General features: G+C 64.6%; 30 protein-coding genes and 1 tRNA gene. 17 read left to right on the plus strand and 14 right to left on the minus strand.

The window, feature by feature from the left end:
• Positions 1–11 precede the first annotated feature (11 nt).
• Positions 12–1,895: a carbon starvation CstA family protein gene (locus RH858_RS15735; RefSeq protein WP_259534262.1), complete on the plus strand. Its 1,884-nt coding sequence runs from the start codon at positions 12–14 to the stop codon at positions 1,893–1,895.
• A gap of 37 nt (positions 1,896–1,932) precedes the next feature.
• Here the strand turns inward: RH858_RS15735 and RH858_RS15740 are convergent, their stop codons facing one another.
• Complete coding sequence (locus RH858_RS15740) at positions 1,933–2,652, minus strand: hypothetical protein (protein WP_259534263.1); 720 nt, start codon at positions 2,650–2,652, stop codon at positions 1,933–1,935.
• A complete protein-coding gene (locus RH858_RS15745; RefSeq protein ID WP_259534264.1) occupies positions 2,649–3,017 on the minus strand; it encodes a cupin domain-containing protein in 369 nt (122 codons plus the stop codon). The genes RH858_RS15740 and RH858_RS15745 overlap by 4 nt, the downstream gene beginning before the upstream one ends.
• Positions 3,018–3,110: 93 nt before the next feature.
• Here RH858_RS15745 and RH858_RS15750 point away from each other — a divergent pair, with 93 nt between their 5' ends.
• From RH858_RS15750 to RH858_RS15760, 3 genes are all read left to right on the plus strand, one after another.
• Positions 3,111–3,335: a hypothetical protein gene (locus tag RH858_RS15750; RefSeq protein ID WP_259534265.1), complete on the plus strand. Its 225-nt coding sequence runs from the start codon at positions 3,111–3,113 to the stop codon at positions 3,333–3,335.
• A gap of 68 nt (positions 3,336–3,403) precedes the next feature.
• Positions 3,404–4,393: a prepilin peptidase gene (locus tag RH858_RS15755; protein WP_310562380.1), complete on the plus strand. Its 990-nt coding sequence runs from the start codon at positions 3,404–3,406 to the stop codon at positions 4,391–4,393.
• A gap of 88 nt (positions 4,394–4,481) precedes the next feature.
• On the plus strand, positions 4,482–6,365 hold the full coding sequence (locus RH858_RS15760; RefSeq protein WP_259534267.1) for an aldehyde ferredoxin oxidoreductase C-terminal domain-containing protein: 1,884 nt from the start codon (positions 4,482–4,484) through the stop codon (positions 6,363–6,365).
• Positions 6,366–6,383: 18 nt separating this feature from the next.
• Here the strand turns inward: RH858_RS15760 and RH858_RS15765 are convergent, their stop codons facing one another.
• The 3 genes from RH858_RS15765 to RH858_RS15775 all read right to left on the minus strand — a co-directional run bounded on the left by RH858_RS15765 (position 6,384) and on the right by RH858_RS15775 (position 9,684).
• Positions 6,384–7,544 carry a nicotinate phosphoribosyltransferase gene (locus RH858_RS15765; protein ID WP_259534268.1) on the minus strand — a complete coding sequence of 387 codons (1,161 nt, stop codon included), beginning with the start codon at positions 7,542–7,544 and terminating at the stop codon, positions 6,384–6,386.
• A gap of 78 nt (positions 7,545–7,622) precedes the next feature.
• Complete coding sequence (locus tag RH858_RS15770) at positions 7,623–9,356, minus strand: Hvo_1808 family surface protein (RefSeq protein ID WP_310562381.1); 1,734 nt, start codon at positions 9,354–9,356, stop codon at positions 7,623–7,625.
• A gap of 115 nt (positions 9,357–9,471) precedes the next feature.
• On the minus strand, positions 9,472–9,684 hold the full coding sequence (locus RH858_RS15775) for a PLDc N-terminal domain-containing protein (protein ID WP_259534270.1): 213 nt from the start codon (positions 9,682–9,684) through the stop codon (positions 9,472–9,474).
• A 150-nt stretch (positions 9,685–9,834) separates the two neighbouring features.
• Between RH858_RS15775 and RH858_RS15780 the strand changes: the two genes are divergently transcribed.
• The 6 genes from RH858_RS15780 to RH858_RS15805 all read left to right on the plus strand — a co-directional run bounded on the left by RH858_RS15780 (position 9,835) and on the right by RH858_RS15805 (position 13,689).
• On the plus strand, positions 9,835–10,350 hold the full coding sequence (locus RH858_RS15780; protein ID WP_310562382.1) for a GNAT family N-acetyltransferase: 516 nt from the start codon (positions 9,835–9,837) through the stop codon (positions 10,348–10,350).
• Between the two features lie 81 nt (positions 10,351–10,431).
• Positions 10,432–10,938 (plus strand): ferritin family protein, encoded by a 507-nt coding sequence (locus RH858_RS15785; protein WP_310562383.1) that lies wholly within the window; start codon positions 10,432–10,434, stop codon positions 10,936–10,938.
• Positions 10,935–11,363 (plus strand): metal-dependent transcriptional regulator, encoded by a 429-nt coding sequence (locus RH858_RS15790; protein ID WP_259534273.1) that lies wholly within the window; start codon positions 10,935–10,937, stop codon positions 11,361–11,363. The genes RH858_RS15785 and RH858_RS15790 overlap by 4 nt, the downstream gene beginning before the upstream one ends.
• 68 nt (positions 11,364–11,431) lie before the next feature.
• Positions 11,432–11,504: transfer RNA gene (locus RH858_RS15795), tRNA-Gln, on the plus strand.
• Between the two features lie 299 nt (positions 11,505–11,803).
• On the plus strand, positions 11,804–13,033 hold the full coding sequence (locus RH858_RS15800; protein ID WP_310562384.1) for a hypothetical protein: 1,230 nt from the start codon (positions 11,804–11,806) through the stop codon (positions 13,031–13,033).
• A 311-nt stretch (positions 13,034–13,344) separates the two neighbouring features.
• The gene (locus RH858_RS15805; RefSeq protein ID WP_259534275.1) at positions 13,345–13,689 is read left to right on the plus strand and encodes a HalOD1 output domain-containing protein; all 345 of its coding nucleotides are present in this window, start codon (positions 13,345–13,347) and stop codon (positions 13,687–13,689) included.
• Positions 13,690–13,812: 123 nt separating this feature from the next.
• Here the strand turns inward: RH858_RS15805 and RH858_RS15810 are convergent, their stop codons facing one another.
• From RH858_RS15810 to RH858_RS15825, 4 genes are all read right to left on the minus strand, one after another.
• On the minus strand, positions 13,813–14,268 hold the full coding sequence (locus tag RH858_RS15810; protein ID WP_259534276.1) for a universal stress protein: 456 nt from the start codon (positions 14,266–14,268) through the stop codon (positions 13,813–13,815).
• Complete coding sequence (locus RH858_RS15815) at positions 14,265–15,023, minus strand: PAC2 family protein (protein ID WP_259534277.1); 759 nt, start codon at positions 15,021–15,023, stop codon at positions 14,265–14,267. Before RH858_RS15815 ends, RH858_RS15810 begins: the two co-directional genes overlap by 4 nt.
• 126 nt (positions 15,024–15,149) lie before the next feature.
• Complete coding sequence (locus tag RH858_RS15820; RefSeq protein ID WP_259534278.1) at positions 15,150–16,124, minus strand: hypothetical protein; 975 nt, start codon at positions 16,122–16,124, stop codon at positions 15,150–15,152.
• A gap of 99 nt (positions 16,125–16,223) precedes the next feature.
• The gene (locus tag RH858_RS15825; protein WP_310562385.1) at positions 16,224–16,901 is read right to left on the minus strand and encodes an SWIM zinc finger family protein; all 678 of its coding nucleotides are present in this window, start codon (positions 16,899–16,901) and stop codon (positions 16,224–16,226) included.
• 156 nt (positions 16,902–17,057) lie between these two features.
• On the opposite strand from RH858_RS15825, the gene RH858_RS15830 reads away from it, so the two are divergent.
• Positions 17,058–17,264: a hypothetical protein gene (locus RH858_RS15830; RefSeq protein WP_259534280.1), complete on the plus strand. Its 207-nt coding sequence runs from the start codon at positions 17,058–17,060 to the stop codon at positions 17,262–17,264.
• Between the two features lie 48 nt (positions 17,265–17,312).
• Here the strand turns inward: RH858_RS15830 and RH858_RS15835 are convergent, their stop codons facing one another.
• Positions 17,313–18,404, minus strand: coding sequence for a DNA primase large subunit PriL (locus tag RH858_RS15835; protein WP_259534281.1), 1,092 nt, complete (start codon positions 18,402–18,404; stop codon positions 17,313–17,315).
• A complete protein-coding gene (gene eif1A / locus RH858_RS15840; RefSeq protein WP_259534282.1) occupies positions 18,404–18,688 on the minus strand; it encodes a translation initiation factor eIF-1A in 285 nt (94 codons plus the stop codon). The genes RH858_RS15835 and eif1A overlap by 1 nt, the downstream gene beginning before the upstream one ends.
• Before the next feature lie 138 nt (positions 18,689–18,826).
• Here eif1A and RH858_RS15845 point away from each other — a divergent pair, with 138 nt between their 5' ends.
• On the plus strand, positions 18,827–19,006 hold the full coding sequence (locus tag RH858_RS15845) for a hypothetical protein (RefSeq protein ID WP_259534283.1): 180 nt from the start codon (positions 18,827–18,829) through the stop codon (positions 19,004–19,006).
• Positions 19,007–19,043: 37 nt separating this feature from the next.
• Here RH858_RS15845 and RH858_RS15850 read toward each other — a convergent pair whose 3' ends face one another.
• Positions 19,044–19,487, minus strand: a complete 444-nt coding sequence (locus RH858_RS15850; protein ID WP_310562386.1) for an OsmC family protein — start codon at positions 19,485–19,487, stop codon at positions 19,044–19,046.
• A gap of 127 nt (positions 19,488–19,614) precedes the next feature.
• Between RH858_RS15850 and prs the strand changes: the two genes are divergently transcribed.
• Positions 19,615–20,478, plus strand: coding sequence for a ribose-phosphate diphosphokinase (gene prs, locus RH858_RS15855; protein ID WP_310562387.1), 864 nt, complete (start codon positions 19,615–19,617; stop codon positions 20,476–20,478).
• Here prs and RH858_RS15860 read toward each other — a convergent pair.
• Positions 20,432–20,689 (minus strand): hypothetical protein, encoded by a 258-nt coding sequence (locus RH858_RS15860; RefSeq protein ID WP_310562388.1) that lies wholly within the window; start codon positions 20,687–20,689, stop codon positions 20,432–20,434. The genes prs and RH858_RS15860 overlap by 47 nt on opposite strands.
• 127 nt (positions 20,690–20,816) lie before the next feature.
• On the opposite strand from RH858_RS15860, the gene RH858_RS15865 reads away from it, so the two are divergent.
• The 4 genes from RH858_RS15865 (at position 20,817) to RH858_RS15880 (ending at position 23,899) form a co-directional block, all read left to right on the plus strand.
• A complete protein-coding gene (locus tag RH858_RS15865) occupies positions 20,817–21,047 on the plus strand; it encodes a hypothetical protein (RefSeq protein WP_310562389.1) in 231 nt (76 codons plus the stop codon).
• A gap of 71 nt (positions 21,048–21,118) precedes the next feature.
• Positions 21,119–21,541 carry an HIT family protein gene (locus tag RH858_RS15870; protein ID WP_310562390.1) on the plus strand — a complete coding sequence of 141 codons (423 nt, stop codon included), beginning with the start codon at positions 21,119–21,121 and terminating at the stop codon, positions 21,539–21,541.
• A gap of 6 nt (positions 21,542–21,547) precedes the next feature.
• Complete coding sequence (locus RH858_RS15875; RefSeq protein ID WP_259534289.1) at positions 21,548–22,201, plus strand: peptidase; 654 nt, start codon at positions 21,548–21,550, stop codon at positions 22,199–22,201.
• A gap of 243 nt (positions 22,202–22,444) precedes the next feature.
• Positions 22,445–23,899 (plus strand): multicopper oxidase family protein, encoded by a 1,455-nt coding sequence (locus tag RH858_RS15880; RefSeq protein ID WP_310562391.1) that lies wholly within the window; start codon positions 22,445–22,447, stop codon positions 23,897–23,899.
• Positions 23,900–23,983: 84 nt separating this feature from the next.
• Here RH858_RS15880 and RH858_RS15885 read toward each other — a convergent pair whose 3' ends face one another.
• Positions 23,984–24,112: a hypothetical protein gene (locus tag RH858_RS15885; protein WP_259534291.1), complete on the minus strand. Its 129-nt coding sequence runs from the start codon at positions 24,110–24,112 to the stop codon at positions 23,984–23,986.
• Positions 24,113–24,200: the final 88 nt, after the last annotated feature.

Genomic DNA, 24,200 nt, shown 5'->3' on the forward strand with positions numbered 1-24,200 from the left:
ACACACTTCCTATGGCAGGGGTAATATGGATCGTGGCGCTGGTTCTCGGCACGTTCACGGTAGCGTACCTCGGGTATGGACGCTACCTGTCACAGTTCGTCGAGCTCGACGACAGCCGTGAGACGCCAGCCCACAAATACCAGGACGGGCAGGAGTACGTACCGGCGAAGAAACCAGTATTGCTCGGACATCACTACTCGTCGATCGCGGGCGGCGCCCCGATCGTCGGTCCGATCACGGCGGCGTTCGTCTGGGGATGGGTGCCGGCCGTGCTGTGGGTCGCGATCGGCAACCCACTTTTGGGGGCGGTTCACGACTTCACCTCGCTTTCCAGCAGCCTGCGACACGAGGGGAAGTCGATCGGCTATATCATCGGCGAGTACGTCGGCGAGCGCGGCAAGAACATGCTGCTGTGGTTCGCGTTCCTCCTGGTGATCCTCGTGGTCGCGGTGTTCGCGCTGGTCATCGGGGTCGTGTTCGACGCGTACCCGGCGGCGGCCACGGCCGGGATCATCTATATCGGGCTGGCGCTTCTGTTCGGCGTCTGGCTCTACCAGCTGAATCTCTCGTTCGCCGTCGGGACCGTGATCTTCGTGGCCGGCGTGTTCGCGTCGGTGTTCGTCGGGATCGAGTATCCGATCGCCTTCGTCGGCGAGCATCCCGCAGGAACCACCGTACTGCTGGGTGAGACGGCTCCCGGGCTCGTTCCCGAACTGCTCGGGAGCGCGAACATCGGCGCCTGGGTGTTGACGCTGCTCGTTTACGGCGGTGCAGCGAGCGTCCTCCCGGTGTGGGTGCTGCTCCAGCCGCGTGACTACCTGTCGTCGTTCCTGCTGTACACCGGGGTCGGGGGCGGCATCCTCGCGGTGATCGTCGGCACCTTCATCACCGGGATGGATGCGACTCACCCCGAGACGGGCGAGGCGCTCTCGTTCACGATCGTTCAGGACGCGTGGTACGGGTTCTTCGGGGCGGGCAGCCCGTTCGCGGGGGAACTCCCGTTGATGCCGTTGTTCCCGCTGCTGTTCGTTACGATCGCCTGCGGGACGATCAGCGGCTTCCACTCGCTCGTGTCATCGGGAACGACAGCAAAACAGCTCGACAAGGAAACTGACGCCCGGCTGATCGGCTACGGCGGCATGCTCGGGGAGGGGCTGCTGGCGGCAGTCGCGCTGGCAGCGGTCGCCGTCGTCGCGATCCCGGCCGGCACCGGCGGCATCGGGCTCGCGTTGCCGAACTTCGCGCTGGGCGGTGGCGCGATCTTGACGGCGCTGGGCGTTCCCTTCGCCGTCGGCGAGGTGTTCATGGCGCTGGTGCTGTCTGCGTTCCTGCTGACGAGCATGGACACCGCGGTCCGCCTGGGCCGATACATGGTCGAAGAGATCGTCGGCACGCCGGAGACATCGGTTCAGGAGGCGGGCGCGAACCGCTACGTCAACACCACGGTCATCGTCGTCGTGGCGTTCTTCCTGCTGGGAAGCGGCCGGTGGGAGGACCTCTGGACGTTGTTCGGCGGCGCGAACCAGCTCCTGGCCGCGATGGCACTTCTCACGGTTACCGTCTGGCTCGCGAACTGGGACGACACCAAGCAGCTGATGTCCACCGGCCTTCCGATGGCATTGATGGTGACCATCGCCGGCTTCGGGCTACTGTGGGTATCGATGTACCAGGTGCTCGGTGGTCGGCTACTCGGGATCACCGCCGAGGCCGAGACGACGCTGCTCGGACAGGTGTCTGCGGTCGCACAGATCCTCATCGCGCTGACGCTCGTCGGGCTCGCGGTGAGCCTGGTGTGGATGGGCTACGGCAACATCAGGGACGTTCGCGGTCCCGGCGACGAAGCGGTTGCTGCCGACGGCGGCGAACCCGAAGCTGACACGCCGGACGACGACTAGCGGGCTGTTCCCGTTTTCGACCGTTTCCTCGATCGACTCAGAACTCGAGTCGCCGAGCGATCAGCCCGAGCAGTCCGGGGTCGTCTCTCTCGATCGGATCCCAGATACGGAACGCCTCCTCGACGTCGGCGCCGTCGCTTGCAACGAGTTCTTCCCGGTCGGGGGCAACGACCACGACGTTGATGTCGTAGTGGCCGTAGTAGCCGTACTTGAGCAGGGTCCGCTCGTCGAGGTTCTCCACCCGCGACTGGATGGTGTCGGGGATCTCGGGGACGACGAGTACGAACGTGAAGTCCGTCGAGTAGTGTTCTTCGTCGGGGGCGATCAATTCGTCTGCCAGTTCGTGACCGAACTCCACGAGCCGATCGATCTCCCGTTCGCTCGGTCGGTCGGTTCGGCGGACGAACAGATACTCGTGTGACTCGTGGTGAGCGAACGACAGCGCCGGGTGAAAGAAGTGTTTCTCGCTGTGCAGCTCCATGTGGCCGTACAGGTCGAATCGTTCGCCGCCGATCGCGTGCTCCTTTTTCAGGTCGTAGTTGAACAGAAGCCGACCGCTGACCGTCTCGAGATACTCGTCGTCCCACTCGGGGACGTCCGGCGGCTTCCCCTCCGCCTTTTCCCGCTCTGCTGCCGTGGTTCCCGTTCCGGTCGGCCTGTCGACGCCGTCGTCGAGCTCGTCGATCCCGTCGTCACGTCCGTTGTGGACGTCGTTCTCGTCGTCGCTGCCGATTTCCCAGTCGTCAGTTTCGCTCATGGTTCGTACTCGTGGGCGTCGTCGACTGTGGGTGCCCCAACTGCAAGCAGGCGCACGGGCCCGTCGGCGCCGGTCTGGTTGTACGCCCGGTGTGGGCTCTCGGGTTCTGCCACGAACGCCTGCCCCGCCTCGATCTCGAACGTCCCTTCGGGGGTCTCTACCGAGAGAGTTCCTTCGAGGACGTACAGGACTTCCTCCTGCTCGTCGTGGAAGTGGTACACGTACGGCACCTGTTCGCCCGGGTCAACCCCGTAGACGTGGACTCCGACAGCCTCCAGTCCCGCGGCGTCGCTTATCGAACGCTTCTCCGACGGGCGATCCGGGGCCGGGTCGACGGTGTCGGGATCGACGACGTGGTATCCCATGTGAACACACGTGCCGCCGCCGCGCTAAATAGTTCTCGTCGCCACCGGCAAGGTTTAAGCGTCCTTCGTCCCAATAGTGTGTGAGTAATACTCATGGGTGGAAAGCAAACCGAGGCGTGCGGCCGATGTAGCCTCTCGACGGTCGTCGACGCGACCGACGCCGAGGACGGGAACTCCAGTGGCAGGAACCCGTTCGACGGCGCCCGGATCGAACTCGACGAGGAGGAGGTTCGATCTGTGGTCCGCCACGAGGTGTTCTTCTCCCGGCTCCGCCGCCGGCTCGACGAGTGGGCGACCCGGTTTACGTTCGGGCGCTGACTCGCTTTCTTCAGGACGTCCAAACCGACTGTTTTTAACAGACGGGGCGTGCAGACACGCTCACCGATATGATCGCTTCAGGGCCGGATCTGCTTCGGCTGCTCGTGGTTCCGGTGTTCGCGTGGGCGGCGTACCGGGACGTCCGGACCCGTCGACTCCCCAACCGGTTGTGGCCGCCGTTGATCGCGCTGGGATTGCTCGCGCTCGCCTGGGAGTCGTGGATCCGGCTCCCGCTCGCGGGCGTTTCCGACCGCCTGTTTCTGGTCCAGGTCGTGATCAGCCTGTGTTTCGTCGCACCGTTGGGGTATCTGTTCTGGCGCATCGGTGGCTTCGGCGGCGCCGACGCGAAGGCGCTGATCTCGCTTGCGGTGGTGTATCCGACGTATCCTGCCTACTGGCTCCCGGTGGCGTGGCTCCCGACGCTCCCGGCCGTGGCGTCGAACGTCGGCGTGTTTTCGCTCACGATCCTCACAAACACCGTTCTGGTCGGACTGGCGTATCCGCTCGCGCTCGCCTTCGGGAACCTCCTTTCGGGGCGACTCTCTCCGGTGATGTTCCTCGCCCGCCCGGTTCCAGTGAAGTCGGTAATCCATCGTCACGGCCGGCTGTTCGAGACCCGGAGCGGCTACACGAGGCGGGGACTGGACCTCGACGCGCTCCGGATGTATCTCCGCTGGCGCGGGATCAGCTTCGAGGAGCTCGTCGATCGACCGGCAGAGCTCCGCGACCCGGAAAGCGTCGGGGAGACGTTCGATCCGACCGACGGGGCCGTCTCCGGCCGGTCGACTGACGGACCGGTCGTCACGGACGGTGGGAATCACCCCCTCGAGGAGGAACCCGACGACTGGGCGGCACGACGGTTCTGCGAGGAGGTCGGTCCGGCCTACGGAACGACGCCCGACTCGCTGCGGGGGGGGATCGAGACGCTGGTAGAGCGCGACCGGGTGTGGGTCTCGCCCGGGCTCCCGTTCGTCGTTCCGATGTTCGTCGGTCTCGTCGTCGCCGTCGTCTACGGCGATCTGCTCTTCGCTGCCATGCGTCTCCTCGGGTTGGTCTGACTCGACGGAACGGGACCCGTTCGATCTAGAGAAAAGTTCCTCCGCTTCCCGACAGGTTTAACCCGCCTAATCGACCACTTTCGGATGAATGACCTCCACCCGGGACGCGGTTTTGCGGGTCGATCTTTCGGCGGGAACGGTTCGACGGGAGACCGTTCCGGAACGCTGGCGCCGCGAGTTCCTCGGCGGGAAAGGCCTCGGCGCACGCTACCTCTACGAGGAACTTTCCGCTGGTGCGGATCCGTGGGGGCCGGAGAACCTCCTCGGATTCTTCGTCGGTCCGCTGTCGGGGTTTCTTCCGGGAGAGTCGCGGTACGCAGCCGTGACGAAATCACCGCTTACCGGCGCGTTTCTCGACTCCTACAGCGGCGGCGAGTTCGCCGCACGGCTGTCGGGGTCGCTCGGGGACACCCTCGGATTGGTCGTCGTCGGGACCGCCGACGAACCGGTTCGAATCGAACTCTCCGGCGGGGAGGTGACGCTGTCGCGGGCCGAGACCTGGGGTGCAGACGCGGCCGAAACCGCGGCGGCGTTTCCCGACGCGGCGGTCGCGTGTGTGGGCCCGGCCGGCGAGTCTGGCGTCGAGTACGCGACGATCGCCTCCGACGGCGGCGAGCACCACGCCGGCCGCGGCGGCGCGGGGGCTGTAATGGGCGCAAAGCGATTGAAGGCGATCGTCGCTCACGACGAACCACCCACCCTCCCGCCGAGCGTCGGGACGCTCCAGGAAAAGTACGTCGACGCCTACGAGAACCACGACGTCGGGCGGTGGCAGGCCGCAGGCGAGACGCTCGAGAGCATCGACTTCGCAAACGAGGTCGGCGTGCTGCCCACCGAGGGATGGACGCGGAGCCGGTTCGACGGGACCGACGAGATCGGGATCGAACGGGCACGCGAACACTCGACCGGCAGGGAACGTCCCGACGACGCCGTCCCCGGTGGATTTCGGATCGAAACGGAGGAGGGCGAGACGGTCCCCCGGGGGGCGACGCCGATGACGCTGGGGGCCGGACTCGGGGTCGACGAGTTCGACGCCGTCGCGGCGCTGGGGGGGGTCTGTGATCGGCTCGGAGTCGACGTTATCTCGGCCGGAAACGCCGTCGCGTGGGCGGTCCGTGCCGGCGAGGAAGGGATCGCAGACGTCGGTCTCGATTTCGGCGACGAGGCGGGAATCCGCCGGCTGATCGAGGCGATCGCCCACGGGACCGCGGACGCGCCGGATCGGCCGGACGGTGCGGCGCCGCCCTGGCCGCCCGAACTCCCTGCACTTCTCGGGGACGGCGTCGACGCAGCCGCGGCAGTCTACGGCGGCGACGACCTCATCCCGACCGTGAAGTCGATGGAGCTACCCTCCTACGATCCGCGTGGTGCTGCCGGGATGGCGCTCGCGTACGCCACCAGCGACCGGGGCGGCTGTCACCGTCGGGCTCGTCCGATCGAGACGGAGGTGTTCGCCGCCGACCGGTGGGGGACGGCCGACCGCGCCCGCGCGGTTGCAGTGGCACAGGACGTCCGGTCCGTGCTGTGGAGCCTGATCGCCGACGACTTCGCCGGCGAGACGATGTGGGGCGACCTCGGCGCCGAGTGGCTCGAGGCGATCGGACTGGAGTACATGCCCGAGGAACTCGCCGAGGTCGGCGAACGGGTCTGGACGCTCGTTCGGCTGTTCAACGTCCGGGAGGGGTTCGACCGGACGGACGACGAACTTCCGGCGACGCTCACCTCGCCCATCGACGACGGCCCCGCCGCCGGGGAGTCGATCGATCCCGAGGAGTTCGACCGGATGCTCGAGGCGTACTACGCGATGCGGGAGTGGGGCGAGAACGGCCGGCCCACCCGCGCCTGCCTCGACCGGCTGGACCTCCTCGACGTCGTCGACGAGGCGACGCCACTCGACGACCCGTGGACGGACGCGCCGTTCGATCCCGAACGCCACGGCGCCGCCGAGCGGCTCGAACGGTCGGTTGAGTGATATAAGTCCTCGAGACCGCTACTCCCGGTCTCCGTAGCCGACGGCAGCTGCGTCGGCCCGGGCCCGTGCTGCGGCCTCGTCCAGCTCGAACAGTCCGTCGTCGGCGACCACGCTCCCGTCCCTGATCACCGGCTCGAGGAGCGGTTCTGCGTCCACGGGGGCGTCCCGCGAGGCGAGTCCGACGTGGTGGGCACCGTCGTCGGTCCGGTAGGCCTGTTTCCCACCGGAGAGTTTGCCCCGTTTGGCCGCGGGCTCGCCTTCGACTTCGACGATGTCGAGCGCGAAGTCGACCGGATCCGCGTTCGAGACGTATCCCCCGACGCCGAACCCGTCGGCGAGATCCCGGAGCTCCCGGAGCGCGTCTGGACCGAGCCCGCCACTGAGGAAGATCTCGACGTCGTCGTGGCCGCGGGCGGAAAGCTCCCACTGTACCTCCCGGACGATGTGCCGGAAGTCTCCCCGTCGCGAGCCGGTGGTGTCGAGTCGAACGCCGGCCAGCCGGTCGCCCAGCGCGTCGACGGCGCGGAGGCTCTCGTCGACCTCGTCGGTGTAGGTGTCACACAGCGCGATCCGGGGAACCGACTCCGGTACCGCCTCGTCGAACGCCCGCCAGGCGTCCTCCTGGTTGCCGTTCCCGAAACAGATCACCAGCGCGTGTGGCATCGTTCCGCTCGCCTCTCGGCCGATGACCTCCCCGGCGGCGACGTGGGAGATACCGTCGAGGCCGCCCGCCAGCGCCGACCGTTCGATCATCGCCGCGATCGAGGGGTGAACGTGGCGGGCGCCGAAGGAGAGCACCGTCGAGTCGGGAGCGGCAACGCGACAGTCCAGCGCGGCGGTCGCGACGCCGGAGGCGTGGGAGAGAAAGCCCAGAAGCGACGTCTCCAGTTCCGCGAACTCGAGATACGGTCCCTCGATCCGCAGAACTGGGCCGCCGTCGAACAGCCGACCTTCGGGGATCGCGTCGACGTCGACGCCGCGACCCTCCAGAAGCGCCGTCGCGTCCTTCAGACCGGCAAACAGCTCGAACTCGCCGGAGGGGAACTGGTCGGCGGTGACCTCGGCGGTGACGGTCGGGTTCCGGCCCGCGTGTTCGAGTGCAGCCGTCGTCCGTTCGAAGTACGCGTCCGTCGCCCGTCCCTCGTGGATCGCCGACGGGGGGACGATGTCGAATTCCATGCCGGGACTTTTCCGGCGGGAACAAAAAACCATCCGGCCGCGGGTCGCGGCGGGCTTTTGTGGCGGATTTCGTACGGATTATCGGCGACGGCCGGCCCCCAGCAGCGCGATGGTTGCAAGCAGGGCGGCGACAGCGATCCCGATACCGAACCCGGGCGTCTCGAGGTCGATAGCGCCGTCATCGTCGGGAGCGTCGGGGGCGTCGGGTTCGGTCGTCGTCTCGATCTCGCCCGGCTCGTCCGGTTCGCCCGGATCGGTCGGCGTGCCGTCGCGGATCTCCGCTGCGAGGTCCGGACGGATGTCCGAGACCGCACCGATCGTGGGCCCGTGGACGATCGTCACCCGGGTGTCGTCAGTCGACACGAGGTACGCCCCGCGGAACGGTCCGTCGTCGATCACGTGGTAGCCGTCGTCCTGCCGGACGTCGTGGGCCTCGAGCATCGCGCCGTAGGCGTCCCGGAACTGCTGGGCGTCGGTTGTGGTCTCCCACTCGGTCACCCAGACGTAGCCGTCCTGGTCGTCGCCGCGCCTGTACGGATACAGCTCGTCGTTTGCCCACCCGGAGGAAGGCTCGGAGACGTAGTTGTACGTCTCGCGGGGGTGGTCGGCCTGCGAGAACTCCCGCCAGTCGATCGTGTCGGCGTTGTGGAACCGCGCCTGGTACCAGAACATCGCGTAGATCGACGCCTCGCCCACCGTGTCGGCCCCCTCGACGCCCTGGTCGGGATAGTGTTCCCACCCACTTTCTGCGGTGTGTTCGTAGTCGATCGGGGTCGGTTCGCGGTCGGTGCGGTGGATCACCTGCGTCGTCGATTTCGGCGGCTCGTCCATCCGATCGGCGATCCCCTCCCAGCCGTCCTCCTCGACGATGTCGGCGGCGTATCCCGGCCCGTCCGAATACGGCTGGAACACCGTCAGGAAGATCCCCAGGTTCGGTTCCGGTCCGTCGTCCCCGGTCCCGTCAGTGGCGGGCGTCTCGACACACTCCCACTCGCCGGACTCACAGCGCTCTTCGTAGATGTGTTCCATGTAGACGACTTCACCCTCGACGATGCCGTCGATCGCGAGATCGGCGTCCTGGGTGGCGCCGCGGTAGGTCGGATCGGAGAGGTTGTGGTACTGATCCTGCATCGCGTGGCCGAGTTCGTGCAGCAGCGTCGATCCGTCGACCACCGGGTTGTCACCGTCGTCGGTCACGATCACGACCCGATCCTCGGCGGGGGAGTAGAACCCGGCGACTGCTCCGGAGAAGACGGTGTCGATCTCCGCTTCGGAGGACTCGTCTTCGCCGACGATGAACAGCCCCTTCCACACCTGATCGTTCCAGCGGTTGAACTCCGCGTCGCTCTCGCGTTCTTCGCGCATCTCGCGGAACTCCTCGCGGGTCATCACGTCGACGGGCACGTCCGAGCGGTACTTCTGGTCGCGAATCTCCTCGACGCGGGCCATCTTCCGGTAGACGTACGCCTCGAGTTCCTCGTCGGTGAGGCCGTCGGCCTGATCGACGTCGATCGAATCGTTGTGCCAGTAGCCGTTGACCTTCCCGATCGGTTCCCCGGAGAACTCACTGTCCTCCTCGTCTGGATCGGCTGTTTCGTTGTCGGTCGACGCGGTGGCACTCCCCCCGGAAATCCCGACGGGTTCGCTCGTCGACAGCGGTGACTCGGCGTCGCCGTCGACAGTCGTATCGAAGGAGGGCGTCGGGACTGCGGTCCGATCGTCCGCGGCACCCGGCGGTGCGGCGGTGACCACTGGTGCGAACATCGCCGTCACCATCAGCACGGACATCGCGAGGATGAGTGCCCGTCGCATACCGAATCGTTGGGCTGCAGGAATATCATGTTTCCCCAATGTTTCCCGTCGTCGGGGTCGAATCGAGCTCTCGTTCGGTGGTCGCTGCTCCGGGCGCCCGAGCCGGTTCGGCCAGTCAGAGCCGGTCCCGACCCAGAATGAGGTACAGTACCAGTCCCAATATCGGGGCGAGGAAGACGACGATCGCCCACAGGAACGCCGGATGGCTGCTGTTCTTTTGAGCGTCGGTGTACGTCCACCAGATGATCGCGACCGTCACGGCAAGCACCAGGAGGAAAAACACCATCGCTCCGGCGGCGCCTGACTGCAACAGTATGCTGGAGGGCATACCTCACCGATTGGGTTGCACTGTAAAATCGTTTCTGCATCGCCGTTTCCGCATCGCCAATCCCCGGGTACGCCAAGCTGAGTCCGGCAGGTCCGTACAGGTACTTAGTGTTGCGGAACAATACACGGACGAGGCGAGGTGCTTGAACCAGTGATCGTCCGTTCCCTCTCAGACCGGGAGGACGCGCGAGGCGTTCTCCGGGTCAACGCGCTCTCATGGCGGGAGGCCTACAGTGATCTGGTGCCCGAGGAGGTGCTGGAACGGCAGGATCCGAACCCGAAGCCGGCGGACGTCGACCGCCTGTTGCAGGCGCTCCCGGAGGAAGGGGTCGTCCTCGTCGCCGTCGAGGAGGACACCGTTCGGGGCTTTGCGGACTTCCGATGGGATGAGGAGTCGACAAAGGAATTCGTCGGGCCGGCGGAGGCCGGGTTGCGAGCGATCTATGTCCATCCGGACGACTGGGGACGCGGCATCGGGACGGCGCTTCTCGCGGAGGGGCTGTCGCGGCTTCCAGACCGGATTCGGGCAGTGCGACTCGAAGTGCTGGCGGACAACGAGCGCGCCCGGGAGTTTTACCAATCGCGTGGATTCGAGCAGACCGGGTCCGACACCCACGACATCGCCGACACCGAGTATCCGACCGCGATATATACCAGGACGCTGTAGCGCCCCGAGAAACAGGGAAAGCCGTAAGTTCACGACGCTCGGAGTTGCGGGCATGAATTCGCCGTCTCGCGAGGGGAGACCATGAGCGTCGGAGCGATCAGCTCCGATCGTCAGCTCGCGCGCCTGCTCCAGCTGGGGATCGTGCTGGAGGAGGTCGTGGAGGCCCGGGCGTACCACCACTATCGGAGTCTGGACGCCGAACTCGACGAGGAGGTGGAAGCGCTGCTCGAGGAGGCCGCAGAAGAGTCGGCCGAACATCGGGACCGCCTCGAGAAACTCGTCGAGCAGCTCGGCGTCGAGAGCGTGCCCTTCGAGGAGGTCGAGTCCCTGGTCGAGGCACAGTACGGGAAGACCAAACCGGAGGACTTCGACGGCGTCCTGTACGACCAGCTGTGCAACGAGGAGACCGCCTACAAGTTCTACGACGATCTCATTGCGGCAATCGAGGACAGCGACGCTCGCTTTTCGGTGGACCGGGAGACGTTACTCGAGACGCTGCGGGAGATTCAGGCGGAGGAGGCCGAAGGCGTAGAGGAAGTGACAGAGCTGATGGAGCGATCCGGAAGCGGGGGGAGCCTGGAGACATGAACACGGCAGACCAGTATCTCAAAGCGATCTACCTCATCCAAACACAGGCGGACGGTCCCGCCTCGACGGGGGAACTCGCCGAACGGCTGTCGGTGAGTCCGGCAAGCGCAAACGAGATGATCGGCAAGCTCGAGGAGCGTGGCTTCGCGGAACACGAGAAGTACAAGGGCGTTCGTCTCACCGACGAGGGGATCGGTCGCGCCCGCGACGCCTTACAGACGTACTGCATCATCGAGCGGTTCCTGGCGAACGTCCTCGACGTCGAGGAGTTCCAGTCGGAGGCGCGGGAGATGGAGTCGGTGATCGACGAGACAGTCGCCGAGCGCATCGACACCATCATCGATCGCAATCCCGAGTGTCCGGACTGTTTCGACGCCGAGACGGACGCGTGTTCGTGTCTCGAGGGCGGCGAAGTCGCGGATTAAAAAGCAACCCGGCCGGCGCTGTTGCGAACCGCAACTGTTTGGTATCTCAAGCGGTAAGAACCGGGTGGAGTCCCGTGGTGTAGTGGCCAATCATAGCGGCCTTTGGAGCCGTTGACGGCGGTTCGAATCCGCCCGGGACTATCCTGCTGGGAACGAACGTGAGCAGCGGATAGTCCCGGGCGGATTCGAATCCTGAAAGTCGCAGCCCGGAAGCGCAGCGAAGCGAGCATCCCGGAACGTCTTTCTCCGGTTCGAATCCTGAAAGTCGCAGCCCGGAAGCGCAGCGAAGCGAGCATCCCGGAACGTCTTTCTCCGGTTCGAATCCGCCCGGGACTATCCTGCTGTGGCCGACCGTCACCCCCCATACCTCAAATACTGACTGTCCCCCGATATTGACATTCAAGTCACACTTTTACACTCATTGGAGAATATCAACATGCATGAAACCAGCTACGATGAAAACAGCGGCGCTTCTGATGTCGCTGATGATGTTGCTTCCGATGGCAGGTGCCGTCGGGGCCCAGGAACAACCGCCCGCAGCAAACGTCCCGGACGAGGCTGGCGCTGCGGTGACGTTCTCCGACCAAGTATCTGATGGAATGACGGTCACCGTCGACGCAGTGAACACGACCGACGGCGGTTTCGTGGCGATTCACGACAGCAGCCTCCTCGAGGGAGATGCCGTCGGTAGCGTCGTCGGCGTCTCGCCGTACCTCGAGCCGGGACTTCACGAGAACGTGACAGTCCAACTGTTCGACGTCCCGGGTGGGGACTACGACACGACTGAACTCACTGAAAACCAGACGCTGATTGCGATGCCCCACCAGGACACGAACGCAAACCAAACCTACGACTTCGTCCGCACGAACGGCGCGGTCGACGGGCCGTATCTCGATAACGAGACTCCGGTGACTGACGCCGCGAACGTCACCGTCGAGCCGGCGGAACCCACCACGGGCGAGTCGTTCGACGTGTCGGAGCTGACGGCGCCTGAGCTCGTCGAACAGGGTGACGAGGTGCAAGTCAACGCGACTATCACCAACCCCAACGACGTCGCCGACACCCAGGAAGTCGAATACCGGTTCGACGGCGAGGTGCTCGTCCGTGAGCAGATCAGCCTCGAGCCGAGAGAGTCGACGACGTTTACGACAACGGTCAACACGACAGAGGGGGAGATGGCACTCACGTTCCACGGCGTTTACACGAGAGACCGTGGAGCGGGCGACCAGATCAGGATCGTTGAGGAGATACAGTCGTTCCACGTGTCGAACCTGACGGCGCCGGAAACCGTCTCGGTCGGTGAGAACCTCACCGTGACCGCGACAGTTACCAACCCGAATGAGTTCGCGGCCACACAGCCAGTCCAGTACCGCTTCGACGGGAATCTCGTTGAGACACAAAGTGTGACCGTCGACGGGGAGGACTCCGAGACAGTCGAGTTCCAGATAGCAACCGATGATCTGGAACTGGGAACCTACATCCACAGCGTCTTCTCGATCGACTTCGGACAGAATGCGCTGATTACTGTGGATACCGTCGATGAGGCTGACGAAGGTGACGAGGCTGACGAAGGTGACGAGGCCGATGAGGCTGACGAGGGCGACGAGGTTGACGAGGGCGACGAGGTTGACGAGCAGGACGAACAGGAGACGGAAGAAACGGAGGAGTGATTTGAGGCTCGATCGACGGCGATCCTCACTGGACGATGGTCACCGGAACCTCGGCTCGCCGGGGTGACGATCTCGATCGGATCGACCGTGGGATCCGATGACGATCCCGTCGATCCTTTCTTCGGCAGCGTACTCCGTAATCACGCGCTCTTGATCCCCGATCTCGGCGGTCGACGACACTCTCGTTTTCACAGTCAGTGACGGGCACGCCCCCGATGTCGGGGGGACCGTTCACCGTTATCTTCCTGCCGATATTATGTAACCCATATCCTCACAACAAATATATATGCTAATGGAAAAAAAGGAAGGCAATGAGAACGAACGGACAATTGGCCGTCTATCGTTGCTGTGTCCCTGTGGTGGACACGCGATACGATAAAGCCGTTGACGAACACATCACTGAAGTACTCGTCGAGGCAGTGGCGGAGGCAGAAGGTGTCGACGCTACCGATATCGGTCCGCTGTACGACGTCGTCGATCTCGAGGCCGTCTCCCAACTGTTCACCATGCACGACGGGACATCCGGCCCGGAAGCAGTATTCAGTTTCACGTTCGGGAACTGGAACGTGTTTATTCGCGCCGATGGCCGAATCCGGGTTTGTGACGGCACTCGTTCCACCGCTCCGGAACCCGTTTTTGAAGGCGGCACGGCCTGATAACGAGACGCTCTGTCTGCAGATCTTCGGGGTGAGTTCCCCAGGCTCCCGTCGTGTCGCACACGACGTGAAAAATCAACAGAGATCGGAAGGGGAAACGGCACTGGAGCCTCGGCCGCCGCCTCACCGAACGAGCGTCACGGGAACGCTCACCCGCCTTGCCACGATCTCGGTGACGCTTCCGAACAGCGACCGTTCTTTCTCCGTTCGTCCGTGCGCTCCAAGCACCACGTGATCGACGGCTTCCTCCTCGGTGTAGTCGACGATGATCCGCTTCGGGTCTCCGATCTCCGAGCTCGTTTCGACCTCGCGGTCGTAGTCCGCAGCAACTGATTCGACCTCTTCGAAGAGCTGTTCGGTGACCTCGTCGGCCCGTTCGTACCACTCCTCGGTGCCCATTAACGGCTCGTAGGAACTTTCGAATTCGGGGTCGGTTCCGTAGCCAGGTTCGAACAGATCGACGACGTGCAGGACGACGATCTCCGCGTCCGGAAACGTCGTCAGCGCGTGGCGAAGCGCGTCGAACGACAGCGGCGATCCGTCCATCGGGACGAGGACGGTCGTGCCGGGAGCGCTCATTGGAACATTCCCGGCGTCGGTGACTGCTGTTCCTGCTGTTGTTGCTGAAGCTGCTGGAGCTGCTGGGCGATCTGGTGTTTCTGCCGCTGGATTTCCTCGGCCTGCTCGAGCAGTTCCTGGGTGTCGATGTCGAAGTCGACCAGTGGTTCGAGGGCGTTCTCGACGACTTCGCGGGCGGCCCCCGGATCCGGAATGTACGGATGCGATCGGACGACGAGCACGGACGCCGGGATGTCGTCGTGATAGCAGGCAGCCAACAGCGCACCAGTGATACCACCGATGACCCCGGCTCCATCGGCAAGCGTGATCCCCGCGTCGACGAGGTCCGCTTCCAGTTCGTCCGTCGTCGCGATGCCCACGATCTCTCCGATTTCCGCTTCCGTCTCCGCTGGCGCGCCGGCGAGAAACACCGCCTTCTCGAAGTCCTCGGCCAGTTCGGTCAACACGCACTGGCTCAGCGCTTCGACGGCGTTCGGCGGTATCGGCACGTCGCTTTGAAGCGTCATCACGTCCGGATCCTCTCCGGCGTACACCCGCACCGCGTCACGGACGCGGCCGTCATTGAACGACGCGACCGGTGGAAATTCGTCCGATCTGATTGTTCCGTACTGTTCGAGTTCGAGCTGTTTCGTGATCTGGTCGACCGCGATCGACGCGACTAATCCCAGTCCGGGGAGTCCCTCGATGAGCGTCGGCGAATCGGCGGCCAGTTCCTTCGTCCGGTCGTAGCGCGCTTTTGTGGTGTCCCTGGTCATGATCCCCTCCCAGGAGTACGGTTCACACGGCGACGCTTAACCTCCGCCGATAATTGTCATCGAACGAGAATTAGGGCCGGGAGAGCGCCCCGCACTTCACTGCGGATCGGGACTCGCGCTCACGTGTTATTGGTCGTTGGTATCGTCGTCGCCATCCTCATCGTCTTCGTCGTCAGCGTGTGGTCCGCCCGCGTGGTCCGGGGGTCCACGTTCGTCGTCATCTCCGTTGTCGCCGTCGTCACCACCGGGGCCCGCGTGATCCGGCGGTCCACGCTCGTCGTCGGTTTCGTTTCCGGCGTCGGCGTCAGCACCGGGGCCAGCGTGGTCCGGGGGCCCGGCGTGCTCCGGTGGGCCGGCGTGGGCGGGCGCGTTACCCGGGTTGTGTTTCGTCACCCAGTTGGCCACGTGGTGACCGAACGGGTGTTCGTCATCCTCGATAGTGTCCATGTACTGCTGGAGCTGCTGTCCGAACGGCAGGGTCGGATCGATATCGTGAGCCTGGAGCGTCGCAGTCGTCCAGGCAGTGCGATCGTCGTCCGTGGCGGTGACGTCAACGGTCACTGTTTCGTTAGGGACCGGTAGCTCGACGGTGCCGTCAGCATCGGTTTCGTAGTCGCCGACGCCGTCGTAGGTTGCGTTCTCGTCGTCGACGGTGACGTTCACCGACGCGTTCTCGACGGCGCTCCCGTTGTCGGTGACGCTCACGATGGCTGTCTCACCGGGGTCCTGGTCGACGCTCAGTTGGAATCCCGGCGCGGCCTCGAGCGTCGTCGAAACCGTCGCGGTTTCGTTCTCGTAGTCTGCCGTGATCGTGACGTTCACTTCCTCCTCAGGTGCCGGAAGCACCACGGCGCCGTCCTCGTCGGTTTCGTAGTCGCCGGCGCCGTCGTAGCTGACGTTCTCGTCATCGACGGTGACGTTCACCGACGCGGTCTCGACTGGCGTTTCGTTTTCCGTTACCTCGACGGTGACCTCGCCGGTGGCGTCGTTCTGTGCGACGGCCACCTCGAGATCTCCGTCTGCACCCGCGACCGCCGCCGACGCGCCGCCGGCGACCACCATGAGTGCGATTGCAAGGGAGAGCAGTGTTTTCGGATTCATCCTCGTCTCACGGAACCACCCCTACCTACATTAATCGGGAAGACAGTCAGGTCGATTTACCACCGATTTAACCCGAATTAACTGGCCGAATCCACGTGTTCAAACTTGAGATTCGGGCCTGTCCGACACCGCGACTGCCGGCCCCCGATGGGAACGGTCCAACCGAACGATCCGGGAGGCAGGAAAATCGTACGCCTTTAGATCCCCGACGTCGCGATCCGGAGCGAGTCCCGAGGCGTACACCGCGCGGACGATCGGCTCGTGGTCCCCGTAGCCGGTGTTTGTCGGATACTCGGCCACGATTCGCCCCTCGTCGGTTTCGACGGCGTCTGCCCGGTCGGTCGTGACGGCGACGACGACCAGAAGCGAGCCGGTTTCCCGGTCGCGGACCACTTCGCCGACGGCGGGACGGTGTTGTTCACACAGGTACGATCCCGACTCGCAGCGAGGAACGAACAGCTCCCGCCCGCAGATCGCACAGGCCCCCAGACGCTCGTCGGGCCCGGGGACGGATTCGGCCGCGATCTCGAAGGCAACGCGCCGGAGGTGTTTACAGTGTTCCCCGCGGATAGCGTGATCCGGACAGGTACAGGATGCCCCTTCGACATCGACGACGTACGTTCCACCCTCGGTTTCCACCACGTATCGGCCGTCCCGTAGCGGCCGAACCGTCATCTCCTCGGTCAACGCCCGGTGGGTGCGTCCCGAAATCCCGGACGTCCGTCTGACACAGTTGCGACCTTCGTTTGGTCCCTCCGGCGTTTCGGCTGTCGTCATCGTTTCTCCCGGGATAGACCCCGATTTCGACTGGAACTACGCGTCCGGCAAAGGTTAACTTTCGGGCCGAAATGCGTTCCGGTGGAGGGTTCTCGGGGGGATTTCCGTCAGCGGACATTCGACGGCCTTTTGTGAAGTCCGGAGATACCGCAGAGTATGGAAATCGACGAGGAGGTCCGTCGGAAGACGATCGTTTCGATCTCCGCTGTCGCCGTGTTTCTGGCTGCGCTACTCGGGGTCGGGATCTTCTACGACGGCGGCGACTCGCTGCCGGAAGCCGGTGCGATGGCTATCGTCGGCCTGCTCGTGGCGTTCGTCTTCCTGATGGCAGCGGTCGGCTTTTACCTCGACCGAACCGAGTGAGCGATCGGCGTGTCGGGTGTATCCAAGAACTGCCCGTAGCTTCCGGTGTCACGCGTCCGTCGTTGCCCGCCAGTCGGTGATCGCATCCGAATCGACCGCCTCGACTCGCTTTTCGTAGTACGCGAGCGGGTGGGAGGCGACTTTCCAGTGGTCGTCCTCGTTGTGACAGATCCCGTACGCAGACAGCGTCTCGCAGGACGGAGGCGGGTACTGTGATCCCGACTCGTCGCGGAGATATTCCAGTTGGAAGCGGAGCGTCTCGACCTCGAGTGAGGTGTCCGCACAGAAGGCGACGATTTCGTCTGCGGACATCCCGATCCCGGCAAGGAACGCCATCAGCGAGAACCCTTCGACTGAAGACAGCTCCGTCCCCCGGGTGGCCTTGTCGATCAGGTTTTGTAAACACGGCGGGAACAACTCGGGAGCGACGACGTCGACCTCGTGGACTCGCGTCCGGTCGGACAGCAAGCCTCGAAGGTCGGCGACCTGCGGCGAAAGCTCCGCAGCGATTCCTTCCTCCTGCGGGAGATCGAACGGGAGCCCCTCCGCGACCCGGTTCCGGATCGCGGTCTCGAGCAGTTCATAAAGCTCCGACCGGGTGATCTTCACCGTTCCGTCGGCGACTTCGCGTGCGACCAGTCGCCACTCGCGACCCCAGCTGGACGACGACAGCGACAGGTAGGCGCCCACGCCGATCCTGTACCACTGTTCGCCGTGATCTCGGGCGGACCGATCGTCGGGACGGACGTCGTCTTCGAGACCGAACTCCGCGAGCACGTCGTCGAGATCCAGGCTGGTCGTCTTGGTCGACCGGAGATCGTCTTCCCGCGTGACGTCCTCGCGGATCCGTCCGATCGCCGTCGACGCCTCGGCTGCGGCGTACTTGTCGATCGCAGCCGAGGAGTCCAGAAGCGACACGAGGATCCGGGCGATCGGATACGAAAGCAGTTCGGTTTCGGGATCGACGTCGTCGGCCTCCGGCAGAACGGTCCCTTCGAGCAGCGCCCGCTGGACGCGCTCGCGCCCCCGATCGACCGCCGGCGCTCCCCGGGAAACTAGCGCGGGAAGCGAGACGTCGGCCGTCTCGACGGCCGCTCGGGCCGACTCGAAGAACGGGTACCGCGCGTCCAGCCGGTTCATCACCGAATGTGGCCTTCCTCGCGGAGCTGGTCGGCCTCGGATTTTTCGTACCGCCAGGTCACGTCCGCCTTCTCGTCTTGCCAGTCCCACGGCTCGACGAGGACGATGTCGTCCTCCCGGATCCAGATCCGCTTTTGCATCCGTCCGGGGATCCGAGCCGTCCGTTCGACCCCGTCGGCGCAGCGTACTTTCACGCGATTCGCTCCGAGCATGTTGGTGACCTCCGCGAACACCTCGTTGTCGTCCGGCATCCGGAGGTCGCGTCGCCCCTCGTTTTCGCCCATGTCGGGTGATGGTTGGTGCCCGAACAATTAAATGGCATGGGGTTCGCTTCGGCGCACGGGTCCGATCCGGCCGACACTGCTTGTCTGGATCGCGCCGACACCGGAACCGTTACCAGTCCGCCGGTTGCATCCCGGCGTATGCTCGATACACTCGGAACCGAAGGACTCCTCGGTGTCGGATTGATCGTGCTCGCGATCGCGCTTTTGACCTGGTACGATCCGATCGTGGGTGCGGGAGTGATGATCCTCGTCGCGGGGTTCGCGCTGGTCGCCCGGGGAGTTGCCGACAGCGTGATGCAGCTTTTCGGAATGAAGTGAGGTCGGAGGAACCCCGGGGCGAGTACACCGGAACGCGTTAGGCCGAATCGGAGGACAGCGTTACCGCGATTTCGGTTTCGTTTTCGATGTTGTCGCTGACGGGACAGCGGCGTTCGATCTCGGCGATCCACTCCTCGATGGTTTCTCGATCGGCGTCGGCCTCGACGTCGACTGTCACGTCGAACCCCTGAAAGCCGGCTCGGGCGTCGACGTCTTCTCCGAGGTAGATCCGGGGATCGTAGCTCGCTTCAACGGACACTTCGAGGCTCTCGATGCCGATCTCCCAGTCGCGTGCCACCTGGCTCCCTGTCGAGTTGATACAGGCCGCATAGGAGCCGAGTAGATGGTGCAGTGGACTCCCGTCGGAGCCGATCGTGAACTCCGACTCGCCGGTGTCGATCGTCATTCGCTTCGGACTGATGCGGGTTCCCGTGACCGTCTTGGTCGACAGCTCCGTGCCAGAATTGTCCTCTGTTGTCATCAGCACACATTACAGCCTGCGTCCGCATATATGCTCTGGTGTCGTTCGGCGAGGGACACTGCTGACCTATCGGGGGCACTGCAGGTCTTTGGAAACCGGTTTATCGTCCCGGGGAGATATGCCGGATATGATCGTTCCTGGCTCCAGTTCACAGGCGCTTTCGGCGGCGCTCGCGGCGGAGACTGGACTCCCCCTTGCGACGCCGACGTACGACAGGTTTCCGGACGGCGAGACGCTCGCGAGCGTCCCGGAATTCGACGCCGACCACGCGGTCGTCGTCGCCGCGACGCCCAGCAACGACGCCTACGTCGAGCTTCTCCAGCTTCAGGATGCCGTCCGGGTGGCCGGCGCGGAGTCGGTGACGACGGTCCTTCCGTACATGGGATACACCAGACAGGACAAGGCGTTCAAGGACGGTCAGCCAGTGTCCGCCAGGGCGATGGCGCAGGCGGTCTCGACGGGCACCGACCGGGTTGCGATCGTCAACCCCCACGAACCCGACATCGCGGAGTTCTTCGACGTTCCTTGTGAGACGATCGACGCGGCCGACAGGCTGGCCGAGCCGCTACCGGACGATCTCGCCGAGCCGCTATTTCTCGCCCCCGACGAGGGTGCCGTCGGTCTGGTCGACAGCGTTCGGGACGGTTACGGTCGCGGCGAGACGGACTTCTTCGAGAAAACGAGGGATCTCGACACCGGCGACGTGGAGGTCACGCCGAGCGACGCCCCCGTCGCAGACCGGGACGTCGTCGTCGCCGACGACATCATCGCCACCGGATCGACGATGAGCGACGCCGTCGAGGTGCTGCTGTCGCGTGGGGCTGCCCGGGTGTTCGTCGCGTGCGTCCACCCGCTGCTCGTCGGTAACGCGTTTACAAAACTCTCCAGGGCCGGAATCGACGGCGTGTACGGAACGGACACGGTCGAACGATCCGTCTCGGCGGTTACGGTTGCGCCAGCGATCGTCGAAGCTGTCGAAGCCGGGGAATGACCTCCGAGAGCCCGAGCGCGTACACGCCGAAGTACAGCGCGACCAGCCCGGCGGCGAACAGCCAGACGGCGACCTCGAACTGTCCGCCCGACAGTGCCCCGAGTGCGAGCGATTCGAGGTAGATTCCCACCGCGGAGATGACGCCGGCCCCGATCGTCGCCACAACGAGCTCGACAATTTCCGCGAGGTGTGTTGCGATCGTTTCGTCCATGCAGGCCGTACGCAGGCCAGCTGATGTACGTCTTTCGCTCTCGCCGTCCCGGCCGACGGTCGAAGCGCCGGATGTGTTTCGTCCCTGCTTCGAAACGGACATGTAGGTCGCTATCAGAATGCCGCATATGGCAGGGCGTTACGGCGATCTGAACTACGGACGGCTCACAAAGAGCGGTGTCGCGTTTGGGGCACTCCTCTTTGCGATCGGTCTCGGGGGAGAACTCGTGGGGCGGCTCCTGCTGGGCGGAGTCTCCCCGTTCGAGGACACCCTTTTCGTCACGTTCGAATTCCTCGGCCCGGTGGTCGCCATCTTGGCCGTACTGGTGTTTGGAATCGCCATGCCGTTGACGGAATAACCGACGGTACAGGTCGTGGAGGAAACGCGGTGGACAGAAGTTTCAAGCACGTTCCGGGAGACTCAACGCCCATGAGCGAAGAGACCATCTTCGACAAGATCGTCGCCGGCGAGATCCCGGCCCGTACCGTCCACGAGACCGACACCACGCTCGCGTTCCTCGACGTCAATCCCCTCGCGCCGGGGCACACGCTCGTCATTCCGAAGGAGGGGTACGAGCGCGTACGCGACCTCCCGCCGTCGCTGTCGGCGGACCTGTTCGCCGCCGTCCACGAGCTCACCCCTCGGATCGAGGATGCCGTCGACGCCGACGCAACCACGATCGGCATCAACGACGGGCCTGCAGCCGGTCAGGAAGTCCCCCACGTCCACGTCCACATCGTCCCCCGATTCGAGGGCGACGGCGGCGGACCGATCCACGGCATCGCCGGCAGTCCCCCCGATATCGCGGACGAAGAACTGGACGACATCGCCGCGTCGATCCGGAACGACTGACTCGCGATGTTCGGCTCGCTCGGCTACGTCGTCTTCGTCGCACTCGCGTTCCTGCTGGCGACGACGCTCGGGCCGTTGTACGTCAACGTCCGACTGCGACGCACGCGGGAACCGACGGATGCCGAACAGTCGCGGCTGGAGCGCTACTGTGAGGCGACGGCGCTGTCCCCCGACCGGACGTACGTCGTCGAGACGGTCGGCGAAGCGTCGGTCGACGTCAAGGCGGTGGGGGTCCCGGGATACCGGGTGTTGCTCGTCACCGATTACGCGCTGGAGTCGCTCGACGACGACGTGTTGATCGGATTGCTGGCTGCCGAGAGGGGACGGACTGCGACGTACTACGCCGAGTTCCGCGCGGTCGCCGTGACGGTCGTGATCGCGCTGCTCGTGTCGACGTTCGCGGGCTTTGTCACGTTCGACGTCGGCTTTCTCCTCATCGGCGTCGGTGCGCTCGTCGCCTTCGCGGCCGGTCGCCGGATCCAGTACCGGGCCGACACGATCGCCGCCCGGCAGGTCGGCGGCGACCTCGTCGCCGACGCGTTCGAAGCCGTCGCGGACGTCCGCGGCGTCGAACCGAAAACCGGCTCCTGGCGGACGCTGTTCGAGATTCAGCCGCCGCTGGGGGATCGCATCGCCCGGCTCCGTGGTCGGCAGTCGTGAGTTAATCGCTGCCGGCAGAACTGCCTCATACGCACATTACCACCATCACCACCCTTTTCACTTGACTAACGTCTCTTCAGGGGGCCTTTCCTTGGTACTGTTCGGGTCTTCTATTCTAGCGCCGGTAGTAGTATTGTATCAAAACCACAATTCAGCAACAACCCTTTTCCGCATTCGTCCCCTTTTTTAGCGTATGAACGAGCACGGACAAGCGAAAACGGATCTCGCGATCCACGATCGACTGTGAGCCGGGACGCTAGCTCCCCGATCGGTCGACGGCGGGCGCTCCAGATCGGCGCGGGAGTGGCGGGCGTGGCGGGGCTCGGAGCCGTCGGCTTCGCACTCGGCGGGGACGGCGACGGCGGGACGGCTGCGGCGTATCCGGAGCCGGAATACGGCGACCCCGACCGGACGTACCGTCTGACCGCGAGCGAACACGAAATCGACATCGCCGGCGGCGACACCTACGACGGCTGGACGTACGACGGGTCGTACCCCGGTCCCGAAATCCGGGCACTCGAGGGGGAACGCGTTCGGGTGGTCGTCGAAAACGACCTTCCCGAGGAGACGACCGTCCACTGGCACGGCATGACCCTCCGCGGCGACAACGCGATGGACGGCGTTCCGGGCGTCACCCAGGAGTCGATCGCCCCGGGCGAGGAGTTCGTCTACGAGTTCGACGCCGAGCCGGCCGGAACGCACTGGTATCACAGTCACGTCGGGCTCCAGCTTGATCGGGAGCTGCTCGGGCCGCTCGTAATCGAGGAACGAAACCCACACGTGGAGTACGACGCCGAGCACACGTTGATCCTCGATGAATACCTTCCCGAGGAGCCGCGGGTCGAATCCGCGGACGGCACGGATGGGATGGGCGGAATGGGCGGAATGGGTGGTTCGTTCCCGGGAGCGCCGCCGGCAAAGGGAACCCTCGTCAACGGCGCGCTCCCGAGTGATCCGGCAGAGTTCGGTATCGCCGAGGGCGAACGCGTCAGGCTTCGCCTCGTCAATGCGGCGGCGGCGACGACGTACGCCGTCGGCATCGACGACCACAGCCTGACGGTGACTCACGCCGACGGGCCGGCAGTCGAACCCGTGACAGTCGACACGCTGGAGATCGGGATGGGCGAACGCTACGACCTCATCGTCGAGGGAACATCGCCCGGGCGGTGGCCGATCCGGATCGCACCGATCGATTCGGTCGCCCCTGCCGGTCGTGCGATCCTCGCGTACGAGGGCACGACTGGCGGCATCGACGAGGGCGCGATCGGCGGCCGCCGGCTCCGGTACCCCGACCTCCGGTCGCTGGAGCCGATCCCGGGCGTCGAGGGGTCGTCCGATCGAACGATCGATCTCGAACTCTCGGCTGGCGGGACGATGGGAATGATGGGCGGTTCCGGCGAGGACGGCGAGTGGACGATAAACGGCCAGGCGTTCCCGGACGCCGATCCGATCCGGATCGAGGAGGGCGACCACGTCCGGTTCCGGATGCGAAACCGGAGCCCGATGCGGCACCCGATGCACCTCCACGGCCACCACTTCCAGGCCGGCGAGGTGGTCAAGGACACCATCACGGTGCCCGGACACATGGGCCAGATCGAGTTCGACTTCGTTGCCGATAACTCGGGCACGTGGCTGTTCCACTGCCATCACCTGTACCACATGGAGACCGGGATGGTGCGGATCGTGGAATACGAGTAGGGCTATCCGAAGGAGAGTTTATCGGAGCGATCCAGGCAAAGATGCTTCTCTCGAATTTTCGTTGCGGTGACCGAGAACCGAAACTCAGTCTGCGCCGTGTTTCGGACCGAACCGGCAGTCGCGACACTGCCACGACTGCTGTTTGTACGCGAGCGTTCCACCACAGCTCGGACAGCGATACGTTTCTTCCGTTCGATGCTGGCTTGCTGCCATCGACACGAATCAGCGGCCGGACGTAGTTAAGCCCACCTCTTATTCACCCGGTAGTATATAAGGGAGATTCTATGTTATATAAGGAAAT

Origin of the sequence: Halalkaliarchaeum sp. AArc-GB, from assembly GCF_031432225.1 — an archaeon.
Taxonomy (GTDB): Archaea; Halobacteriota; Halobacteria; order Halobacteriales; family Haloferacaceae; genus Halalkaliarchaeum.

What these genes read in the sequence shown, in the direction of transcription:
- RH858_RS15860 (WP_310562388.1), bottom strand. Translation starts at nt 20,689, where the DNA reads ATGGACGAAACGATCGCAACACACCTCGCGGAAATTGTCGAGCTCGTT.
- RH858_RS15800 (WP_310562384.1), top strand. Translation starts at nt 11,804, where the DNA reads ATGAAACCAGCTACGATGAAAACAGCGGCGCTTCTGATGTCGCTGATG.
- RH858_RS15850 (WP_310562386.1), bottom strand. Translation starts at nt 19,487, where the DNA reads ATGACAACAGAGGACAATTCTGGCACGGAGCTGTCGACCAAGACGGTC.
- eif1A (WP_259534282.1), bottom strand. Translation starts at nt 18,688, where the DNA reads ATGGGCGAAAACGAGGGGCGACGCGACCTCCGGATGCCGGACGACAAC.
- RH858_RS15820 (WP_259534278.1), bottom strand. Translation starts at nt 16,124, where the DNA reads ATGAATCCGAAAACACTGCTCTCCCTTGCAATCGCACTCATGGTGGTC.
- RH858_RS15740 (WP_259534263.1), bottom strand. Translation starts at nt 2,652, where the DNA reads ATGAGCGAAACTGACGACTGGGAAATCGGCAGCGACGACGAGAACGAC.
- RH858_RS15775 (WP_259534270.1), bottom strand. Translation starts at nt 9,684, where the DNA reads ATGCCCTCCAGCATACTGTTGCAGTCAGGCGCCGCCGGAGCGATGGTG.
- RH858_RS15815 (WP_259534277.1), bottom strand. Translation starts at nt 15,023, where the DNA reads ATGACCAGGGACACCACAAAAGCGCGCTACGACCGGACGAAGGAACTG.
- RH858_RS15760 (WP_259534267.1), top strand. Translation starts at nt 4,482, where the DNA reads ATGACCTCCACCCGGGACGCGGTTTTGCGGGTCGATCTTTCGGCGGGA.
- prs (WP_310562387.1), top strand. Translation starts at nt 19,615, where the DNA reads ATGATCGTTCCTGGCTCCAGTTCACAGGCGCTTTCGGCGGCGCTCGCG.
- RH858_RS15745 (WP_259534264.1), bottom strand. Translation starts at nt 3,017, where the DNA reads ATGGGATACCACGTCGTCGATCCCGACACCGTCGACCCGGCCCCGGAT.
- RH858_RS15750 (WP_259534265.1), top strand. Translation starts at nt 3,111, where the DNA reads ATGGGTGGAAAGCAAACCGAGGCGTGCGGCCGATGTAGCCTCTCGACG.
- RH858_RS15825 (WP_310562385.1), bottom strand. Translation starts at nt 16,901, where the DNA reads ATGACGACAGCCGAAACGCCGGAGGGACCAAACGAAGGTCGCAACTGT.
- RH858_RS15810 (WP_259534276.1), bottom strand. Translation starts at nt 14,268, where the DNA reads ATGAGCGCTCCCGGCACGACCGTCCTCGTCCCGATGGACGGATCGCCG.
- RH858_RS15765 (WP_259534268.1), bottom strand. Translation starts at nt 7,544, where the DNA reads ATGGAATTCGACATCGTCCCCCCGTCGGCGATCCACGAGGGACGGGCG.
- RH858_RS15830 (WP_259534280.1), top strand. Translation starts at nt 17,058, where the DNA reads ATGGAAATCGACGAGGAGGTCCGTCGGAAGACGATCGTTTCGATCTCC.
- RH858_RS15885 (WP_259534291.1), bottom strand. Translation starts at nt 24,112, where the DNA reads ATGGCAGCAAGCCAGCATCGAACGGAAGAAACGTATCGCTGTCCGAGC.
- RH858_RS15755 (WP_310562380.1), top strand. Translation starts at nt 3,404, where the DNA reads ATGATCGCTTCAGGGCCGGATCTGCTTCGGCTGCTCGTGGTTCCGGTG.
- RH858_RS15770 (WP_310562381.1), bottom strand. Translation starts at nt 9,356, where the DNA reads ATGCGACGGGCACTCATCCTCGCGATGTCCGTGCTGATGGTGACGGCG.
- RH858_RS15790 (WP_259534273.1), top strand. Translation starts at nt 10,935, where the DNA reads ATGAACACGGCAGACCAGTATCTCAAAGCGATCTACCTCATCCAAACA.
- RH858_RS15835 (WP_259534281.1), bottom strand. Translation starts at nt 18,404, where the DNA reads ATGAACCGGCTGGACGCGCGGTACCCGTTCTTCGAGTCGGCCCGAGCG.
- RH858_RS15735 (WP_259534262.1), top strand. Translation starts at nt 12, where the DNA reads ATGGCAGGGGTAATATGGATCGTGGCGCTGGTTCTCGGCACGTTCACG.
- RH858_RS15805 (WP_259534275.1), top strand. Translation starts at nt 13,345, where the DNA reads ATGAGAACGAACGGACAATTGGCCGTCTATCGTTGCTGTGTCCCTGTG.
- RH858_RS15845 (WP_259534283.1), top strand. Translation starts at nt 18,827, where the DNA reads ATGCTCGATACACTCGGAACCGAAGGACTCCTCGGTGTCGGATTGATC.
- RH858_RS15865 (WP_310562389.1), top strand. Translation starts at nt 20,817, where the DNA reads ATGGCAGGGCGTTACGGCGATCTGAACTACGGACGGCTCACAAAGAGC.
- RH858_RS15875 (WP_259534289.1), top strand. Translation starts at nt 21,548, where the DNA reads ATGTTCGGCTCGCTCGGCTACGTCGTCTTCGTCGCACTCGCGTTCCTG.
- RH858_RS15785 (WP_310562383.1), top strand. Translation starts at nt 10,432, where the DNA reads ATGAGCGTCGGAGCGATCAGCTCCGATCGTCAGCTCGCGCGCCTGCTC.
- RH858_RS15870 (WP_310562390.1), top strand. Translation starts at nt 21,119, where the DNA reads ATGAGCGAAGAGACCATCTTCGACAAGATCGTCGCCGGCGAGATCCCG.